10 protein-coding genes are annotated in these 18,796 nt (G+C 48.9%); 7 read left to right on the top strand and 3 right to left on the bottom strand.

What is annotated here, in order from left to right:
• The first annotated feature begins 342 nt into the window (after positions 1-342).
• Together B0475_RS10175 and B0475_RS10180 are read left to right on the top strand one after the other, a co-directional pair.
• Positions 343-1,209 carry a transposase gene (locus B0475_RS10175; RefSeq protein WP_232781870.1) on the top strand — a complete coding sequence of 289 codons (867 nt, stop codon included), beginning with the start codon at positions 343-345 and terminating at the stop codon, positions 1,207-1,209.
• Positions 1,210-1,813: 604 nt separating this feature from the next.
• Entirely contained in the window at positions 1,814-2,326 is a 513-nt protein-coding gene (locus B0475_RS10180) for a transposase (RefSeq protein ID WP_077411825.1), read from the top strand.
• Between the two features lie 266 nt (positions 2,327-2,592).
• Here the strand turns inward: B0475_RS10180 and B0475_RS17465 are convergent, their stop codons facing one another.
• On the bottom strand, positions 2,593-2,769 hold the full coding sequence (locus B0475_RS17465) for a hypothetical protein (protein ID WP_198538200.1): 177 nt from the start codon (positions 2,767-2,769) through the stop codon (positions 2,593-2,595).
• 168 nt (positions 2,770-2,937) lie between these two features.
• Between B0475_RS17465 and B0475_RS10185 the strand changes: the two genes are divergently transcribed.
• Positions 2,938-5,589: an alpha/beta hydrolase family protein gene (locus tag B0475_RS10185; protein WP_157892852.1), complete on the top strand. Its 2,652-nt coding sequence runs from the start codon at positions 2,938-2,940 to the stop codon at positions 5,587-5,589.
• A 246-nt stretch (positions 5,590-5,835) separates the two neighbouring features.
• Here B0475_RS10185 and B0475_RS10190 read toward each other — a convergent pair whose 3' ends face one another.
• Positions 5,836-8,007: a malate synthase G gene (locus tag B0475_RS10190; RefSeq protein ID WP_077411730.1), complete on the bottom strand. Its 2,172-nt coding sequence runs from the start codon at positions 8,005-8,007 to the stop codon at positions 5,836-5,838.
• A gap of 272 nt (positions 8,008-8,279) precedes the next feature.
• On the opposite strand from B0475_RS10190, the gene B0475_RS10195 reads away from it, so the two are divergent.
• From B0475_RS10195 to B0475_RS10205, 3 genes are all read left to right on the top strand, one after another.
• On the top strand, positions 8,280-9,875 hold the full coding sequence (locus tag B0475_RS10195; RefSeq protein ID WP_077411731.1) for an isocitrate lyase: 1,596 nt from the start codon (positions 8,280-8,282) through the stop codon (positions 9,873-9,875).
• 114 nt (positions 9,876-9,989) lie between these two features.
• Positions 9,990-12,938 carry a serine/threonine protein kinase gene (locus B0475_RS10200; protein ID WP_157892853.1) on the top strand — a complete coding sequence of 983 codons (2,949 nt, stop codon included), beginning with the start codon at positions 9,990-9,992 and terminating at the stop codon, positions 12,936-12,938.
• 27 nt (positions 12,939-12,965) lie between these two features.
• Positions 12,966-14,195, top strand: coding sequence for a threonine synthase (locus tag B0475_RS10205; RefSeq protein WP_077411734.1), 1,230 nt, complete (start codon positions 12,966-12,968; stop codon positions 14,193-14,195).
• A gap of 11 nt (positions 14,196-14,206) precedes the next feature.
• Here B0475_RS10205 and B0475_RS10210 read toward each other — a convergent pair whose 3' ends face one another.
• Entirely contained in the window at positions 14,207-16,783 is a 2,577-nt protein-coding gene (locus B0475_RS10210) for a phosphoenolpyruvate carboxylase (protein ID WP_077411735.1), read from the bottom strand.
• Positions 16,784-16,938: 155 nt separating this feature from the next.
• Here B0475_RS10210 and B0475_RS10215 point away from each other — a divergent pair, with 155 nt between their 5' ends.
• Positions 16,939-18,651, top strand: coding sequence for an autotransporter domain-containing protein (locus B0475_RS10215; RefSeq protein WP_077411736.1), 1,713 nt, complete (start codon positions 16,939-16,941; stop codon positions 18,649-18,651).
• Positions 18,652-18,796 lie beyond the last annotated feature (145 nt).

Raw genomic sequence — 18,796 nt, forward strand, 5'->3', positions numbered from 1 at the left:
TATTCCTCAAATATTGATGATTTAGGTATACCAGGAAAGGCTATCTCTTAGAAAGATCATACCGCTGATTCAGACATTTACCACAATTAAATCCACCTGAATTTTCCCAGACCATTATTTTACATAACTTGCAGCGGTAACTTGCAGAGTAACTTGCAGTGGTAACTTGCAGGACAGGCACTCCCTAAGAAATATCATACGGTCAGTTCATACAATTGCCACAGCCAATTCCCTCTGAATTATCCAAAATCATGGTTTTAATCGGAGAAAACAATGGGATTAGCAAGGAAATACCAGATTTGCTATAAGGAAACGCCATATTACCATGTGGTCAGTCGATGCGTGCGCAGGGCCTTTCTGTGCGGTGATGACCATGCCTCTGGGAGATCATTTGAAAATAGGCGTAAATGGGTCGTTGAACGCATGAAATATCTGGCCAAACTGTTCAGTTTAGATATCTGTGCTTATGCTGTGATGGGCAATCATTTTCACATCGTTCTGAAAGTCAATAGCAACAAGGATTGGACAGATAAACGAGTGCTCATAGCTTGGGGAGGTTTGTTTGATTTACCAGGACCCTGTGAACGCTTTATACAAGGTGAACATTTAAGCAAACCTCAACTGGATTTTGTCACTCAAAAGACTCAAATTTATCTGAAACGACTGAGGTCCATCAGCTGGTTTATGAAGTGTCTTAATGAATACATTGCCAGACGAGCCAACATTGAAGATGGGTGCACTGGCCACTTCTGGGAATCACGCTTCAAGAGTCAAGCCTTGCTCGATGAGCGCGCTTTACTTACATGCATGGCATACGTCGATCTCAACCCCATTCGCGCCGCATTGGCAAAAACCCCAGAACAATCTGATTACACTTCAATACAGGAACGTATCAAAGACAAGAACACCAGGCTGATTGGGTTTGGCTATCATGATAATGATCTGCCTTTTTCACTATCAGGATACTTGGGGCTATTGGACTATTCTGGCCGATCAATTCTTGAAAACAAACGTGGATACATTCCAGAAAACCTGCCTCCTATCCTTGACCGACTAAACCTCGATCCAGACGCCTGGCTGGACGAACTCAAGGGCTTCAAATCAGTCGGTTTTTCAGCTGTCGGCACGGTTGATCAAATCAAGAGCTTTTGCAAAAAAGTAGGCAAGAAATTCGCGGTTGGTTATCGCCTAAAACCAGCCCTGGAGTAGCTAATCATACATCATAGCTTGTCAGCAGATTCTGTCTGCCACCGCCCAACTCATTTTCAATCAGGCCATTTTGCTCGAATTTCTAGAAACTGCGATTCCCGGACATTAAAATGCCTCTAACTCTTTTCAATTTCTTATTTTTCCACAACAAAACCATCTTAATCACTTCAGCTGGTCTCTATGAAAAGTGCATGTCCCGATATTCCCACCGCCCAACTCATTTTCAATCAGGCCATTTTGCTCGAGTTTCTAGAAACTGCGATTCCCGGACATTAAATCGCCTCTAACTCTTTTCAATTTCTTATTTTTCCACAACAAAACCATCTTAATCACTTCAGCTGGTCTCTATGAAAAGTGCATGTCCCGATATTCTTTTATCTCAATATTCTCAGAGCCATTGATTTCTGACTTTGAAGGAAATTACCCATGCTCTTTTGGCAGGATTTGTACAGACAGAATGCCAAGGCTGCGTTAACTTACATGGGTCAGGATATAGGTATTCACTTTGAAAAAAAGTCATTCATCAATAAACAAAAATACTTATTGATATGAAAAAGATACAATCATTGGAGCGTTGACTTCAGTCAACATTAAGCAGAACAGCGTGAGAAAACAGCTTCATCATTTCAGTCAGGAACACACCCATCAATTCGTCACTTTTCGGACGCAAGCCAGTGTCGATGAATTTGTGCTTCTGTTACAAGAATCAAATCTGGATGAAAGCAACAAACAACTCAGCATCGATCAGCACCTGGATCACTCTGAATTGGGCTGTTTGTTGAATGATGACATCATTGATCTGACCAGGCTTTACTGTCAAAACCTGGATCCCGGTCACTATCAACTGATTGCACTGTCCGTGATGCCCAACCACGTTCATATGCTGTTTCAACAACAGCTGGAATTAAGCACAATCATGCACAAAGTGAAGGGTGGATTGACCCGGCTGATTAATAAGCGGTTGCAACGTAACGGGTCTTTGTGGGAAAGGGGCTACTTTGATAAAGCCATCCGCAGTGAAGAACACTTCAAGACGACTTATCGGTACATCAGAAACAACGCCCCGGCAGCAGGGCTGATCGATGCTGATAGACGGTTTTTCGGAATCTATGAATGATCATCAACCACGGCTGGTGCTCAGCAGTGGAAACAGCAAAGTCGACTGAAGTCGACGCTCCAAAGTTATCCATGTTCTGTTTTAAGGCTCTGATCAGCTGTTCATTGTCATCTTAAAAACCTAATTGACGGGATATCTGAGGTGACAAACCAACGCCGGACTGGCGTTGACGCTCCGATATTGGAGCGTCGGCTTCTGCCAACGTTGCCGCGAGGCACATGTGATTGAGGGATCAATCGTGATTACATCGCACAACCAGCGTTCGATCAACCCTCGGCCTTGAGTTTCAGCCGATAAGCGTGGAGCAGGGGTTCGGTGTAGCCCGACGGTTGTGCTTTGCCTTTGAACACCAAATCCAGAGCGGCCTGGTAGGCGGTGTTGTTTGCCAGGTCATCTGCCATGTTGCGGTAGGCCGCATCACCGGTGTTTTGTTCATCGACCACTTTAGCCTTGCGGGCGAAGGTGTCTTTGACCCGTTGCCTGGTTTAAGCTCCCAGTAATGCAGCGAATTTGTAGTGGACCAGGTGTTTTGATTAAACGGATATTTCCGTATGTCTGGGATTTTGCTAAGATTAAGCCGATTTTCACACCTCTTAAAGGAACTGAAGACCATGAATGGATCAAAGCGAAATATTTCCCGTATATGTTCATTACTGATGTTGTTGCTGTTAAGTCAGCAAGCTCTGTCATTGAAGTTCAACCAAAATGAATTGTTGATTCTTAAAGGCTCTGATCCTGAACTGGCTGATGATGAAGGGTATTTATTTTTGTCGGTAGAAAGCAACCAACATTTCACCACCGTGATTTTGGATCATGTTGATTCCGGAAAGCGCATGAGGTTTTCTGACATGCAACAGGGTGAAAACCATGCCTTGGTTAAGCTCAAAGCAGGAAAGTACTATTGGAAATCTTTACGGGGATACATCATGTGGGGTTTAAGCTGGATACGGTTCGACAAAGATGAGCATGTTTTTGAGGTCAAACCTGGGGTTATTAATTACCCGGGGACATGGTTAGCCGAAGTGAAATTTTCCAGCTCACTAAGCGGTTCTTTTTCTTTAAAATCGACCAACAAAGCAACCTTGGAATGGCCTTATTTTAAGCAACACTACCAGCAATACACCGGGCAAACGCCTCTGGTATTTTCTGGGCATGCAAATGATCCTTATTTTCAATACCTTCCTGGCATCATAGCACAACAAGACTTTGAATCAATTACAGCTTTAGACTACCGTGAAATAGACAAACAACAATCTCCGATAAAGGTCTTTGACATCATGCAAGGGGTCGATCAGGCCAAGAACATGTTTCCCAAGTTAGCAGACTACCTGGATACCAACCGCCAAGTTTCTGGAGAAATCAATCCTCAGGGCGACTGGATACTGCTCAGTTCATTACAAGATAAAATGACGCTAATTGAGGTAGTCAACATCAATACCTTCAAGTCATATGTAGTGTTCAAAGAATCATTACCAGACCGTGCCAGGATAAGCAGCCTGAGGTGGATCGACAATGATTCTTTTATTTATGATCTGGATTATGAAAAGTACTCTTTCAGTCATGTGATGCACCTGAGCACCAACCAAAACGCAGAATTGGTTGGTGCTGAAGTGTTGGAAATTCCAATTGCTGGCAAATTGCTGGACCCATTGATAGACCAGGAAAACAAGATGTTTTTTGCTAATTTCAGGTTGAGCAGTGTTAACAACAATGACATCAATGGTTTATATTTTGTCGACACCAGCTCCACAAAAAGCATCAAAAAATCTTTCAAAAAAACGTACAAAAAAACCAGAAAGTTCAACACCGTAATTGACTGGTTGACTGACCAAACCGGCTATGTCAGATCAGCCATTGAAGTTGAATATGATAAAAAAAATGAACAGGTGTCGTTCCACCATTGGTTTTTACCAGATAAGACCACTGATGATTGGGTCAGAATACGGACCAGCCACAGCGATGATGATGTACCCTTACCTGTCAAGTTATCCGCCGATGAAACATTTTTTTATGCCTTCACCGATGCCTTTGGAGACAAAGTATCGGTGCATAAGTATTCAACCAAAGATTACTCACACATCGGGCCTTTCATTGAAGACCCGTATGTGGACATAGAGTCGTTGATTGAAGACCCCAGCAGCCGGGAGATCATTGGATATACACACCTTGAGAACGGTTGGTCTCAGCGTAAATTTTTACAGGAAAACAATGATCTAATCCGTCAGTTGCGCAAACAAAACCCTGATTTACAAATGTTTGTCCGTCAGCACATCAAAGCAAAAGAATTGATGCTGATCTATGCCTACACTCAGTATTCGAAAGGTGCCTGGTACCTGTATCAAAAAAACACCCAAACAGTGAGTAAGCTGTTGGATGAAAATCCTGTTTATGAAAATTTACCCAAGGGAGATAATCATGCCATTTCTGTACAGGTTGAAGATGGCATAGAGGTTGAAGGATTTTTAGTGGTGCCGTCCATTAAAGGAGAACACAAACCACCGTTGGTGGTGATTCCTCATGGTGGTCCCATCGGTGTTCGTGATACCGCTGCCAATGATGAAACACAGCACTTCCTGGCTTCAAAAGGCATTGCATCTTTGAAAGTTAATTACCGTGGTTCGAGCGGCTATGGTAAGGAGTTCATTGAACTCGGTAAACAACAGTGGGGTGAAAAAATCGAGTCAGACATCCATGCTGTGGTACTTGAAGCCATTGAACAGTATGCGTTGGACAGCAACAAAGTCTGCGCAATGGGCAGTAGTTATGGTGGTTATTCGGCAGTCATGTTAACTATTTTATATCCCGATGTGTATCTGTGCGCCATATCTTTGCACGGTGTGATGGACTTGCCATTGTTGTTTGGCAATCAGTCACTGAACAAGAATGATAAATTTTTTGAAGAGTTGGCAAAAATTGTGGGAGATCCACGCACTGAAATGGAAAAGCTGATGAAAAAATCTCCTTTTTATCTGGCCGACAAAATTTCCCGCCCGATCAAACTGTTTCAGGGACTGAAAGACAACCGGGTGACTGTTGAACATGCATTGCGTATGCAACAGATGTTTACTTTATTTGACATGGAGGCTGATTTAACAGTTTTGATGAATGAGGGTCATTCTTTAAAATACCTGAACTCTAACATTCATTTCATCACCGAAACAATGAAGTTTTTGGACAAACATCTGGATTTGCCGATTGATATACCAGCAGAAAAAGAAGCAGCGGAAAAAAACCAGTCTGTGATGGATCTAATCCTCAAATGAACAAGGTACAGGTTGGTTGAAAACAAATGAAATCACTTTATGTCATTAGGCAGGTTTAGTCGCAAGTTTAACCATTGCAGAAAAGCTGAAGTCGGTACTCAGTGTTGACGGGTTATCTGAGGTGACAAACCAACGCCGGACTGGCGTTGACGCTCCGATATTGGAGCGTCGGCTTCTGCCAACGTTGCCGCGAGGCACATGTGATTGAGGGATCAATCGTGATTACATCGCACAACCAGCGTTCGATCAACCCTCGGCCTTGAGTTTCAGCCGATAAGCGTGGAGCAGGGGTTCGGTGTAGCCCGACGGTTGTGCTTTGCCTTTGAACACCAAATCCAGAGCGGCCTGGTAGGCGGTGTTGTTTGCCAGGTCATCGGCCATGTTGCGGTAGGCCGCATCACCGGTGTTTTGTTCATCGACCACTTTAGCCATGCGGGCGAAGGTGTCTTTGACTTGTTGTTCGCTGCAGATGCCGTGGATCAACCAGTTACAGATGTGCTGGCTGGAGATGCGCAGGGTGGCGCGGTCTTCCATCAGACCGGTGTTGTTGATGTCGGGCACTTTGGAACAGCCCACGCCCTGATCAATCCAGCGCACCACATAACCGAGGATGCCCTGGGCATTGTTGTCCAGTTCGTGCTGAACCTGCTCTGCGGTCAACGCTTCGGGATCGGTGCACAAAGGGATGGTCAGAATGTCATTGATGTCGGCTCTTGGCCGGTCTTTGAGCTTATCCTGCACATCGAACACGTCCACCTGATGATAGTGCATGGCGTGCAGGGTGGCGCCATTGGGTGAGGGCACCCAGGCACAGTTAGCGCCGGCTTCGGGGTGTTCGGTTTTGATCTTCATCATCTGCGCCATTTCGTCAGGCATGGCCCACATGCCTTTACCGATCTGCGCTTTACCGGTGAAGCCACATTCCAGCCCAATATCAACGTTCCAGTTTTCATAGGCCTTGATCCATGGCATGGCTTTGATCTCGGCTTTGGGGGCCATCGGACCGAGCAGCATGCTGGTATGGATTTCATCACCGGTGCGATCGAGGAATCCGGTGTTGATGAACACAATGCGGTCTTTCACTGCACGGATGCATTCTTTGAGGTTGACCGTGGTGCGGCGCTCTTCATCCATCACGCCGATTTTCACGGTGTGGCGCGGCAAGCCCAGGGCATCTTCCACCGCATTGAATAAGGTGTTGGCAAAAGCCGCTTCTTCAGGGCCGTGCATTTTCGGTTTAACGATATACACTGAGCCAGTGCGGCTGTTGCGCAAGGGGCCCAGGCCACGCAGATCATGCATGGCGATCAACACTGAGATCATCGCATCCATGATACCTTCAGGCACTTCATCGCCCTCAGCAGTGAGGATCGCCGGGTTAGTCATCAGGTGACCAACATTGCGACAAAACAGCAGGCTGCGGCCATGCAAGGTCAGTTCAGAACCATCCAGAGCGATCATCACCCGGTCCTGAGCAGGTACCCGGGTCACAGGTTTGCCGCCTTTGTCAAAGGTGTCGCTCAAATCACCCCTCATCAGGCCCAGCCAATTGCGGTAAACCCCGACCTTGTCTTCACCATCAACCGCTGCCACTGAATCTTCAAAATCCTGAATGGTGGTGATCGCCGCTTCCATGGTAAGGTCTTTAACGCCTGCTTTGTCAGTCTTTCCAATCGGCGAGGTGGCATCAATTTCGATGATTACCCTCAGGCCGTGGTGATTCAACAACAGGGCTGTGGGCTGTGACGCATCACCTTGATAAGCCTGACATTGTGAGGGGTCTTGCAAAACAGTGATGACACCATTGGCCAACACGGCTTTGAAGGACTGGTTGATCACCTGATAGTCAGTCACTTCATGATGTGAACCGTCCAGCAGGGGAAAGTGGCGATCCAGAAAATCCCGTCCATAAGCAATCACCCGTTCACCCCGCACCGGGTTGTAACCAGTGGTTTGTTCGGCACCATCGGTCTCCGGGATCACATCAGTGCCGTATAAGGCATCATACAAACTGCCCCAGCGGGCATTGGTGGCGTTCAGGGCAAAACGGGCATTGGAGGTGGGCACCACCAACTGTGGTCCTGCCTGTTCTGCAATTTCGGAATCCACATCGCGGGTGCCGATGGTGAACGCTTCACCTTCTTTGACCAGGTAACCGGTTTTGATCAATTGTTCCACATAGTGTCCGTGATCGAAATGGTCGCGGTTTTCTGTAATCCATTGGTCTAGGTTTGCTTGCAGCTCTGTTCTTTTTTTGAGAAGTTGGTGGTTAACAGGTGCCAGTTCATGAATCAATGTCGCCATTTTGGACCAGAATTCATCGGTCTGTATGTTCAGTTCAGGCAACACGTCCTGGTTGATAAAATCAGCGAGTAACGTGTCAACTTGTAGAGCAGAAAGGGTGGTGTATTGAGTCATTTGGAATCCTGTGAGCTGAGGGTTTTAAGACATAACCTTTTTATTTTATAACAGCTTTTTAGACTAAAAACTCTAATTTCGCAAATAAACCGACGAAAGTATTAAAAAAAATATTTTTTCCAAAAAGCCGTAAAAAAGTGTTTAAAAGTCGTGAAAATGCTCTTAATATGCATGAACACGTTATTCAAACGTTTGTTTGACTGATGTTATTTAGCCACAGATTTATTAACTTTCGGTTACCAACGTGTGACCAACAATTCGGACTTTTAGATATGTCAAATTACCAGACAGAAGTGAAATCAGCAGACGGACTCATCAAAGAACACCAGTCACCCTGGTCAGCCATCAATCCTGAGTACGTGGCCCGCATGAAGTTGCAAAACAGATTCAAGACCGGTTTGGACATTGCCAAATACACCGCGGCCATCATGCGCAAGGACATGAAGGACTACGATCTTGATTCAGCCAATTACACCCAATCACTCGGTTGCTGGCATGGCTTCATTGGTCAGCAAAAAATGATCGCGGTGAAAAAACACCATGGCACCACTGATAAAAGATACCTCTACTTGTCCGGCTGGATGATCGCTGCCCTGCGTTCACAATTTGGTCCTTTGCCAGATCAGTCTATGCATGAAAAAACCAGTGTGCCTTCACTGATCAAAGAACTGTATGACTTCCTGAAACAAGCCGACGCCCGTGAACTGCGCGGTTTGTTCAAAGAACTGGATGACGCCAGAAAAGCCGGCGATGAAGTCAGCACCCAGCGCATCCAGGAAACCATCGATAACTACCAGACCCATGTGGTACCGATCATCGCTGACATTGACGCCGGTTTCGGTAACGAAGAAGCCACTTATCTGCTGGCCAAAAAAATGATTGAAGCCGGGGCCTGCGCCATTCAGATTGAAAACCAGGTTTCGGATGAAAAACAATGTGGCCATCAGGATGGTAAAGTCACCGTACCCCATGCAGACTTCCTGGCCAAAATCCGTGCCGTCAGGTACGCCTTTCTTGAATTGGGTGTAGATGATGGTGTGATTGTAGCCAGAACCGATTCTCTGGGCGCCGGCCTGACCAAGCAAATCGCCGTGACCAACCAACCTGGTGATTTGGGCGATCAGTACAATTCGTTCCTTGATTGTGATGAAGTTGACATCAGTGAAACCAGCAATGGCGACGTGGTGATTAACCGCAATGGCCGCCTGATGAAACCCAAGCGCCTGGCCAGCGGGCTCTTCCAATTCCGCCAGGGCACTGGTGAAGACCGGTGTGTGCTGGATTGCATCACCAGTCTGCAAAATGGTGCTGACTTATTATGGATCGAAACCTCAACCCCACACGTCGGACAAATTGGCGGCATGGTTAAGCGCATCCGCGATGTGGTGCCAGATGCCAAACTGGTTTACAACAATTCTCCCTCATTCAACTGGACCTTGAATTTCCGTCAACAGGCCTATGATCTCATGGTTGAAGCAGGTGAAAACGTCAGTGATTACAGTCGTGATGAGCTGATGGATGTCAAATACGATGACAGCCCGTTGGCCCAGAAAGCCGACCACATGATTCAGTCATTCCAGAAAGACGGCTCCAAAGATGCCGGTATTTTCCACCACCTGATCACTTTGCCGACTTACCATACCACCGCCTTGTCTACCGACCAGCTGGCCAAAGGATATTATGGTGACGAAGGCATGCTGGCTTACGTGAAAGGCGTGCAACGCAAAGAAATCCGTGAAGGCCTGGCTTGTGTGAAACATCAGGACATGGCCGGATCCAACATTGGTGATGACCACAAAGAATACTTCTCCGGCGATGCCGCGCTGAAGGCCTCAGGTGAAGACAACACCATGAATCAGTTTGACTGAACCTTCCACGGTCAAAACCTGATAAAGCCTCACTTCGGTGAGGCTTTTTTTGTGTCAGGTGCCTGGTTTGATTATGGTAATATAAAACCAGCCAGTCACAACAGAACGGTCAGGGTGAAAAACACCAAACAAACCAAAATCCTGCTTCAAAAAGCCCTGGGACTTGACACCCGGGAACGCACTGTTTTGCTGGAAGAAATCAATGACAGCACCATCCGCAGTCAGGTTGAAACACTGCTTGCTGATGAAAATAAGCTGGCCGTTTTCCTGACCAACCACTCCAATGAAGCCATACCTGACACAACATCTGGTATAGCGCCCGGCACGCTCATCAACCGCATCCGCATCATCAAAGAATTGGGGCAGGGTGGCATGGGGTCGGTGTATTTGGGGTTTGACGAAAAACTGGAACGTCAGGTGGCTGTCAAAGCCATTCGTCCGGAACACCTGAAAAACCCTGCCACCCAGCAACGGTTCATCAGGGAGGCGCAGATCCTGTCGAAAATCAACCACCCGTCGATCTGTCAATTGTATGACTACATCGAAACCGATCAGGGTGACTTTCTGGTACTGGAATACATCCGCGGCAAACCGCTGTATCAAGTGCCTTTGAACACCACCCAGAAACTCAAACTATTGGCCGACCTGGCTGCAGCATTGGCCGTGGCCCACGAGCACGGCATTGTCCACCGCGACCTGAAACCAGACAACATCATGATCACCGAACAAGGTGAGCTGAAGGTGCTGGATTTTGGCATTGCCCAATCGCTGAGTCAGCCCCGTTCAAGGCAGCAAAACCCCTCAGACCAGGCCACCAATGACCCACTCACCCAGCATGGTTCACTGGTGGGCACCATCCGTTATATGAGCCCTGAGCAGGCCCGCGGCGAACGCATCGACACCGCCAGTGACCTGTATGCGTTGGGCATCATTGCCCAGGAAGTGTTCAGCCACCAGGCGGCCTACCAGGTCATGGAAACCGAACAGCTGCTGACCGATGTACAGCAGGGCAAGCGTCAAAACAGTGATGACCTGGCTGTTGAGTGGCGACACATCATTGACCAGCTGACTCAGCTCAAACCAGCTGACCGGCCTGATGCACCCACCGCTGAAAAACTATTCCGTCAGGTACTGGACGCACCCCGGCAGCGACGCCATAAACAGTTGAAATGGGGGCTGGCAGCTGTGTTGCTGGTACTGCTTGCCGGCCTGTTGTGGCAGTGGCTGCAAATCGGCAACCAGGCCGAACGCACCCTGCTGATCACCGGATACGAGAATCAAATCAATGACCTGGTCAAACAAGCAGAGCAAATCTACGTCTTACCCACCCATCCGGTCAATGAATCCATTGTCTCCATCCTGCAAGAAGGTGAACAACTGTATCAGACCATTGCCGAAAATACAGTGCTACAAACCGGGGAAAAAAATCGCTTGTTGGGTTTGATCATGTTACGCGCTGAATACTATGATCAAGCCATCACCTTGCTGGAAGCCGGCCAAGCAGAAAGCCTGTTGTTGGCGGAGGCCTGGACCAAGCTGTACATCGAGAAGGCCTCAGACTACTCTGATCAGCATGGCTACGAACAAGCCATGCAAAACCCAACCCTGCAACAAACATATTTACAACCAGCCCTGAAGTACATCGATCTGGCCCATCAGCAAGCTGGTCAGGCAAATCCTTTGCTGCAAGCGTTTGCGCTGTCACAAACCGATTCATTGTCCGCAGGGCTGGAAGCGGTCAATCAAATCCTGGCGGAAAAACACTGGAACAAAGATGCGGTCAACCTCAAAGCACTGATACTTTCCGCCTCCATGGAACACGCCCGTCAACAGGGACAGTGGTCACAGGCCCGTGAGTTTGCCCTGAAAACCGCGGAAACTTACCAGCTGTCAACCCAGATGGCCCGCAGCTATCCGCCTGGCTACCAGAGTTTATGCTTCACTCATTTTGAACTGATGGCTGACGGCATTCAACGCAGTGGCCTGGATGTTGAAAAACACACCCTGGCCAGCATTGAGGCCTGTGAACAAGCCCTGGTTACCCAGCCCGAAAACAGCTATCCCAAGTTTTTGTTGTCCCGAATATATCTGCTGAAAGCGCGTTGGGCCATCGACCAGGGCCAGCCCGCTCATCAAGCGCTGACCCGGGCCAAGGACTGGAATCAACAGGCTGGCCTGGCAGACCTGTTCAACAGCAGCTGGAATCAGGCGCTGATACTGGCTACCGAAGCTCAAGAACACATGCTGGCTGGTGACTCAGCCATGGATTTACTGGACCAGTCACTGGGAATTTTTGAACGGCTGTTAACCGTGGATTCACCATACCGGCCTTATGTGGTCAGTGACCTGTTGTTTGTCCTTGGACAACAAGCCCACGAGTTGGTCCGTCAGGGGCAAGCTGTCAACGACGTACTGGCCAGGGCCGAAAGCCTGTTCAATGAGACCATGCTGACCCCTGATTTACTGGTCAATGAACAGTGGGGGCTGATCAACAACATGGCACAGGTATATCTGGTAGAGTTGCGCCAACAGTTTGAGCAGCAGCAGGACATCACCGAAGCAGGACAACGACTGCTGGCTTTTTTAAACCCGGCCGACAACCAGTTGCACAACGATCCACACCAACTGACCAACCTGGCCAATACCCATCTGTTGATGGCCGAGTCGCAGCGACAAAGACAAAGACCCCTTGCTGATCATTTAAAGCTGGCCACTGAATACCTGACTCAGGCCCGGATCATCAACCCGACTGATCACAACATCATGCTCAGTCAGGCGGTGTTGTTGACCTTGAAAAACCATCAGTCCGGAGGCAACTTTCAGGCAGCCAATCAACTGTTTACCCATTCCATGGCGATCAACCCCAACAACCCCTATAACCTGAACAGCTGGGCGAGAAGCCTGATGGTACAGGCCGAAAGCAGCACCGAACCTTCTGCCACGCTCCAGCAAGCCAATAACATCACCCAACGCCTGCTCAACACCGACCCCGGCAACCCAGCCTTTTTGAACACCCTTGACCGTCTGAAACAGTTGGCGGACCAACTGGGCATCATTTTATAACCCACAATCACCAGGAACCTTCAATTCATGAGCCAGCTGAACCCCCGTTTATCCCATTTACAGTGCACCTTGTGCGCCACCCATTTCCCCGTTGACCAACCGATGAACCTGTGTCCACACGACCACCGGCCGGTACAAATGATGTATGACACCACCGCCATGAAAACTGACCAGTGGTACCACCCTGAACGCAGAGATTTATGGCGTTTTGCCGGATTGCTGCCAATGGCTGAAGGCTTTCGTTCATTTGGTGAAGGTTATACACCCTTGCTGGATTACCGCGATCAGTCATTGGCTGCCCAGCATGGGTTTTCCTTGTTTGTCAAAGATGAGGGCATGGGCCACCCCGGTTTTGGCCAAAACCCCACCCTCAGCTTCAAAGACCGTGGCATGGCCGTGGTGGCCAATATGGCCGCCCATTATGGGCTCAACAAACTGGTGGTACCAACACAAGGCAATGCCGGTGATTCACTGGCCTGGTATGCCAACCAAATGGGTTTGGCTGCCACCATCATCATGCCGGACGATACCCCGGCACCCATCCAGGGTAGTGTCGCCGCACTGGCATACCACAACCCCCACATCAAACTGGACATGGTCAAAGGCACCATCAAAGAAGCCGGACTGAAAATGAAAGCGGAATACCTGGATCAGGGCTATTTCAATGTCGCCACCTTTCAGGAACCAGGCTGGCGCATTGAGGGCAAAAAAACCATGGGCCTGGAACTGGCCGAACCCAATGCCCAGTGCGATCAATGGCGATTGCCGGATGTGATCCTGTATCCCACTGGTGGTGGCACCGGCATCCTGGGCATGTGGAAAGCCTTTGATGAACTCGAGGCACTGGGAATGATTGGTGATCAGCGGCCGAAAATCATCGCTGTGCAATCAGCAGCCACTCCGCCAGTGAAAAACGCCATTGACGCAGGCCTGTTTGAACCTGAACCCACACCTGCAGGTCACACCCTGGCAGTGGGGCTGAATGTGGCCGGCGGAATTGGCCACTTCAAAGTGATGGACATCATCCGGCAAAGTGGCGGCACATCCGTGGCCATCAACGAACGTGATATTGCCCACACACTGCAACAGGTGTGGCAGGATAAACACTGGTGGCTGTGCCCGGAAGGAGCCGCCTGCTTGGCCGCACTGCCAGAACTGATTGATCAGCAGATGATTAACAGCAAAGATCAGGTGGTGGTGTTCAACACCGGATCTTTTGAAAAGTACCTGCCTGATGTCCGGCATCTGCTGGGCTGACAGCAGTCATATCAAACGGAATTGCGGCTGGCATTGATGTTGCCGTACAACGAGCGGGTTACCAGTTTTTCATAGATGTGTATCAGCTCACCGGCTTCCTGACCGCTCTGGCGCAATAGGTTGATGCGTTGCAGGGCATATTGCTGAATGGTTAATAACGGCAATACCATGTCTTCCCGTGCCTGTATGGATTGACGGCGCAGCGGTTTGCCCGGCAACAATTCATCGGTATCTGCCACCTGCTTCAGGGCTTTTTCGGCAGCCTGGTATTCAGCAAAAATGGTCAACCAAAACTCACCAAATTCCGCATCATCCTGCATGTAAGCCGTCAAAGGCATGAATGATTTACACAGCGACATCATGCTGTTGTCTATCAGCGCCCGGAAAAATCCGGAATCCAGATACAGTTGTTGCAAGCGGGTCAGCTGTCCCATTTGAATTTGCCGGGTCAGGGCATACCCCAGACCATAATAGCCCAAGACATTTTGTTTCAACTGACTCCAGGCACCGACAAAGGGAATGGCCCGGAGGTCTGAAAAATTCAGTCCCTCTCCCGGGTTACGCTTGGTGGGCCGCGAACCAATGTTGGTTTTGCCGTAGTATTTCAGGGTACTGATTTTTTCCAGATACGGCACAAATTTCGGGTGGTTTTTGAAAGCCACATAATGTTCCAGGGAGTCTTTGGCCATGGCCGACAACAACTGTTGACTGTCTTTATCCCAACCGCCGGCACTGTTTTCAAGGGTGTTCGACAGTCCCGCACTCAGTAACTGCTCCAGGTTGTATTGTGCCGAATGTCGATTACCAAAATTACTGGAAATGGTTTGGCCCTGAATGGTCAGTTGTATGGCTTGATTTGACACGTTGGGGTTTTGAGCCGCATAGAATTTATGTGCTACACCTCCTCCTCTGGCTGGTGGTCCTCCGCGGCCATCAAAAAACACCACTTTGATGTCATGTTCACCGGCCAATTGGGACAGTCTTTGTTTGGCTTCAACAATCGCCCAGTTGGCTGCCAGATAGCCACCGTCTTTGGTGCCATCTGAAAAACCCAGCATAATGGTCTGCTTGTTTTGCCGCTGCCTGAGGTGTGCCTGATATCTTGAGTTTTGGTACAAAACGGACATGATGTGAGGGGCATTGGCCAGGTCATCAATGGTTTCAAACAAGGGGATGATGTCCACCGAAACCTGCTGACCAGGCCAGTCTGCCAGGGTGAAAAAAGCCAGTACTTCCATCACATTCAGGGCGCTCTGACAATTACTGATGATGTAGCGGTTGGCACCCTTCTCGCCATTGTTTCGCTGAACCTGCACCATGGTCTGGATACAGGCCAGGGTGTCCTGGGCCATGGGGTCCTGCAGGCTGAGGGGTTCCACTGCAGTGTTGATGTCTGCCAGTTGACGAATCTGCTGATCTTCGTTGAGGTCAGCCCAGTCTGCGTCCAGCACAGCCGTTTCTGCAATGATGCTGAGCATCACCTGATGATGGACCCTGGAATCCTGGCGGACATCAAGGGTGGCAAAGTAAAAGCCAAAGGTATTGACCTGTTGGATCAGTGCATCGATCTCATCAACAAACAGCGATTGATGTTTTGCCACCACAGTTTGCCGCAGATCTTTCAGGGTTTGCAACAAGACACTGGCATCAAAGGGTTGTTCTGCGGCCCCTAAATGGGCCGCATGATACAATTGTTGCTCCAGGTTTTCGATCACCGGTACCACACCAGGAAACGTTAATCGCCGCTTCAGCCGGCGAACCGCCTGATGGTAGCACCTGAGGATGGCCTGACGAAGTTTGTTGGCCACTTTGGCTGTGATTTCTGCGGTCACATAAGGATTGCCATCACGATCACCTCCTGGCCAAAAACCCAGTTCAATAAAAGCATGTTCAGGCAAGGCACCACCAGCAAATATGGCTTGTTGAACCCGGCGGTTGATGGTTTGAATGGTGTCATAAAAAACGTGTTCCAGGTACCAGATCAGGCTCATGGCTTCATCATAGGGCGTCGGTTTTTGTTGATTAAACAGCGGGGTTTTTCCCAACTGCTGTAACAGCTTTTCAATGAATGTGGTGTCTTTGCGTCCGATGGCCTGACTGAGGTCGGTCATGATTCCCAGCACCGCTCCGGGATAAAACTGCGTCGGGTGTGCCGTGAGCACCACCCGCACGGTGTGTTTTCCAAGTTGCTCTTGTAGTTGTGACTGTTGTCCACGATAACTGGCCAGTTGCGCCAGGTGTGGTACGGTACCCGGGCCATCCAGTTCATGATTTTCCGTGTAAGCCGCTTCTTCCACAGAATCAAACAGCACAATCTGCCGTTCAATGTATTGAATGAAACGAAACAGGGTGCTTAATTGTTGTTGCTGGTCCTGACCCGCCAGGTGCTGATCGATGAATCGTTCCATGATCTGTTGTGGGCTCAGGGACTGTCGGTATCCATCTACGCAAGCCTGGTGCAACAGGGGTAACAACATGCCGGTATGGTAGACCGTGTCAAAAGGCAGGTTGAGGAACAAACTGTTGTACAGTTGGTAGGGGTTCAGTACGGTATTGTGGTATTTGATCAGTTGGCTGTTGGGGTTCATACGTCGGTCTATTTGGTGGCATTTGTGGTTTAATATGTTATGCGCTTCATCGGCCCACTGCAATCTTCGCCGGGCATATGCTCCATATTAATTGGATGATGATTTGACAAGCGGGGCGTTTCATTAAAAAATAATAAAAAAATGCAGAGGGAATTATGAAAACAGCGGTTGTCTTATTATTGTTATTGAGCAGTGAGTTGTTGTACGCAGGAGATGCCGACATCGGCGTCGGGGTGAGACTCTTTCAATCCCGCATCATCACCGGTGATTTGGCGAAAATGGAAATCACCATCCGTAACCTGGGTCCGGATGATGCCACCGGCGTCAGGCTCAATGTGGATGTCACTCAAGGCTTATTCAGCGACATCACCACCACCGCATCTGGCCCCTGCCAAATCTCTGTACCCAATGGCCAGATCCGCTGCCAAAACATCGGCGACTTTCCCATGGGTGCTGAAAAAACCGTGCTCGTCAGGGTCCAGTTGCAACAACAGGAAAACCCGGACAATCTGGTCCTCAACGCCGAGGTACTGTCACCAGAAAACGACCCCAATCCAAACAATAACAGCCAGCGCATTGTGTTCCAGGTTAATCCGCTGCCATCAATTGAAGACTATGCTGCCGGCATGTTGACCAACATGCCGGAAAATCGCAAACAACGATTTGCCAGGGCGGCCCGGGTGCTGGGCGCTTATTGCTCTGGTGACAACTTACACAATGGACTGGATGGGCTGTGTGATGAAATTCTTCAACAAGCGGAATTGGGTGACTTCGAAATGCTCACCCGGGTTTTGAGTTGGATGAGGCCCAGGAACGTGGTGCATCAGGCCCGTAATTCAACCAAAGTGGTGGCCGCTCAGTTGTCCAACATCGGTCAGCGCATGGCTCAATTGCGCGCTGGCACCGGTGGTTTCTCAGTGGCAGATCTGACCATTGACACCGGGACAGGCTCCTTGCCTGTGGCCATGCTTGGCTACCTCAATGATCAGCAAACAGGCCAGGCTGAGTCCTTCGTGTCCCCCTGGGGCTTTTTCATCAATGGCAACCTCAACAGTGGCGATTTCGAATACGCCGATGAAGTCAATGATGGTTTTGAATATGATTCTGACAGCCTCACCGCCGGGGTTGATTACCGGTTTTCCAATCGCGTGGTACTGGGTGCTGCACTTGGTTACAACCAATTGGACTCGAACGCCGGGGCAGGAATTGACATGTCCTCGGAAGGGTTAAGTGTTAACCTCTATGGACTGTTCACACCTGCAGATGCCTTCTACATTGATACCCGGCTGAGCTACGCCACACCTGATGTGAAACAAGTCAGACTTGAAGAATTTGTATTGATTGACGAGGTGGTCAGTGTCAGGGCCGTGGGAGAAACCAATTCCAGACAGTTCACCGCAGCGGTGAGTGCTGGCTACAATTGGTCGAAAGGCTCCTGGAACTGGTCGCCGTATCTGGGCGCTGAATACGTCAACAACCGGCTGGACCAATACACCGAATCAGGGGCCTCAGGCTTCAATATTTTCTATGCAGAACAAGATTTCAAGTCACTGAAATACAACATTGGTTTTAACCTGTCCCGGGCCATCAGTACAGCTAATGGCGTCTGGTCACCACAATTGAGTTTTCAACATAACTATGAAGATCAGGACAATGGCATCATGGAAATGCGGCTGATAGGTATGCCGGTAGATGAGCTGTTCAATGTGGAAACCAACTTCACTGAAAGCAGTTACAGTCAGGCCAGCATCGGTCTCACCTGGATTGGCGGCAATGGCAAAATGTTTTATTTGCGTTACAGCCAGATTTTTGGCCTGGATCAGTTTGACCAACAAACCATCGGCTTTGGTGCCCGATTCGAGTTCTGAAGAAAAACCCGCCACAGGTCCAATGAGTGTGCACATTGAAATCTTAGTGTGGGTAAGAAATCGCAGTCAAGTACACCCATTGGAGCTAGCCATGTTAATCCGCCAATGGTGAATTTTTCGTGGAATCGGTGAATCCTTCCGATAG

Origin of the sequence: Marinicella sediminis, assembly GCF_002000055.1 — a bacterium.
GTDB classification, from domain to species: domain Bacteria; phylum Pseudomonadota; class Gammaproteobacteria; order Xanthomonadales; family Marinicellaceae; genus Marinicella; species Marinicella sediminis.

Excerpts from the sequence above, each read along its gene's own strand:
- B0475_RS10185 (WP_157892852.1), top strand. The coding sequence starts at position 2,938 with ATGAATGGATCAAAGCGAAATATTTCCCGTATATGTTCATTACTGATG.
- B0475_RS10215 (WP_077411736.1), top strand. The coding sequence starts at position 16,939 with ATGAAAACAGCGGTTGTCTTATTATTGTTATTGAGCAGTGAGTTGTTG.
- B0475_RS10210 (WP_077411735.1), bottom strand. The coding sequence starts at position 16,783 with ATGAACCCCAACAGCCAACTGATCAAATACCACAATACCGTACTGAAC.
- B0475_RS10205 (WP_077411734.1), top strand. The coding sequence starts at position 12,966 with ATGAGCCAGCTGAACCCCCGTTTATCCCATTTACAGTGCACCTTGTGC.
- B0475_RS10195 (WP_077411731.1), top strand. The coding sequence starts at position 8,280 with ATGTCAAATTACCAGACAGAAGTGAAATCAGCAGACGGACTCATCAAA.
- B0475_RS10190 (WP_077411730.1), bottom strand. The coding sequence starts at position 8,007 with ATGACTCAATACACCACCCTTTCTGCTCTACAAGTTGACACGTTACTC.